This is a genomic window from Candidatus Hydrogenedentota bacterium, from assembly GCA_012523015.1.
Lineage (GTDB): Bacteria > Hydrogenedentota > Hydrogenedentia > Hydrogenedentales > CAITNO01 > JAAYBJ01.
Map to the genome: position 1 here is coordinate 1 of JAAYJI010000332.1, position 1,898 is coordinate 1,898.

Consider the following 1,898-nt stretch of genomic DNA (forward strand, 5'->3'; position numbering starts at 1 on the left):
ATCTCGTTACAGAGCCCGGTGGGGGATAGCGAAGATACCCATTTTGGTGACTTCATCGAAGACAAGTCGGCAGAAGACCCGAGTGAAATGACGGCCTACAGCCTGCTCAAGGAACGTCTGCAAGACGTACTGGGCACCCTGACGGATCGTGAGCAAGAGGTTTTGACACTGCGCTTCGGCCTCGCGGATGGGTATTCGCGTACCTTGGAAGAGGTGGGCAAGAAGTTTCAGGTGACGCGCGAACGCATTCGCCAAATCGAGGCCAAGGCTCTGCGTAAGATGCGTCACCCCACTCGCATTCGGAAACTAGAAGGCTTTTTAGACAACGATTGAGAAAACATTGCAACCCGAAAACACAACCCACAAGGGCCTGAGGGGCCCGGCAGGAGGAACTATGAACAGCACCATTAAGCAGATTGTCAAACGTGACGGTACGGTGGTCGCCTATGACCGCGACCGGATTAGCACTGCTATTTTTAAGGCAGCGGCCGCCGTGAGTGAATTTGATCGCTCCGAGGCGGACCGGATCGCGCAACTGGTCGAACAGCGGTTGCTGGCGAATTTTGGCAAACAGTCCACGCCTTCGGTCGAAGAGATCCAAGATCTGGTGGAAGAAACCTTGATCATGGAAAGCCATGCCAAGACGGCCCGGGCCTATATCCGCTATCGTCATGACCGGCAGATGGAGCGCACACAGCGAGCCTACCAATTTGAGGCCACAGACAACATCCCCTACAAGAAGATCTATGAAGTGCTGCGCTGGAACATGGATCATGGTTGCGATACCGTCGATGGCCTGAACGAGATCATTGCCTCAGGAACACTCCCGGAGCTGATTGCGGCCTGCGAAAACCGCTACGATAAGGAAGTGGCTGCAGGTGCTGAGAAGTTTATCGAACATCTGCCGGAAGTACGGGTCTTCTTCATTGCCGGTCCCAGCTCATCCAGCAAGACCACCACCACGATCAAAGTTAGTGAGAAGCTGGCCGAAGCCGGTAATGAATTTCTGGCGCTGAATATCGACCACTACTTCTTTGATCTTGATCACCATCCCAAGGATGAATTTGGCGACTACGATTACGAGACGCCGCACGCGCTGGATCTGAAATTGATCGACCAGCACGTTTCTGAGCTGCTGGCCGGCAAACGAATCAAAACGCCCCATTACGACTTCAAGACTGGCACGCGCAAGTTGGGCGTCTACGACATGGAGCTGGGAAAGAACCAGATTCTGCTGATTGATTCACTGCACGGTTTGTTCGGTGAGATGACCCAAAGCACCCCTGACGAGAAGAAGTTCAAGCTCTATATTGAAACGCTGGGACAGGTGCGCAATCGCGAAGGGCTATTCATGCGTTGGGCGGATAACCGTCTATTGCGGCGAATGATCCGCGATAGCTGGCACCGGAATCTCCAACCAGAACAGACCTTGACGCATTGGCACTATGTGCGGCGCAGCGAATTGCGCAACATCATCCCGTTTATCGGCACAGTGGATAATCTGGTCAACAGCGCCATGCCCTATGAACTGCCGATTCTAAAGGACCTTCTGTTCAAATATTTCCCAACGGCGATGGAAAAATTCAAGGATGAAGCCAAGCGGCAGGATGCCTATGTCCGTGCCAAACGCGTCTACGAGACGCTGAAAGACCTGACCCCAGTCTCGGATGACAGCGCGGTGCCGAAAACTTCCTTGCTGCGCGAATTCATCGGCGGCAGCGACTACACGTATTAGACGATCGCTGGGAGCAATCCCAGGCACACAGGCGCGGGAGCATTCCCGCGCCTTTTTCATTGGCGGTACAGGGTGCATGGCGGCCGGGAGCGCCGCGACAGGATCGGAAATTGGAAGAAGAAAAATCAGAACAACGAGCGGGTGGGCGGTGGCACGACAAAAT

General features: G+C 54.2%; 2 protein-coding genes. Both read left to right on the forward strand.

The genetic code is table 11. From position 1 onward, the window contains the following. Positions 1-333, forward strand: a 333-nt coding sequence (locus GX117_14485) for a sigma-70 family RNA polymerase sigma factor (protein ID NLO34538.1), incomplete at its 5' end; no start/stop codon positions are given. A 61-nt stretch (positions 334-394) separates the two neighbouring features. Further along, a complete protein-coding gene (locus GX117_14490; protein NLO34539.1) occupies positions 395-1,735 on the forward strand; it encodes a response regulator SirA in 1,341 nt (446 codons plus the stop codon). The last annotated feature ends 163 nt before the right edge of the window (positions 1,736-1,898 follow it).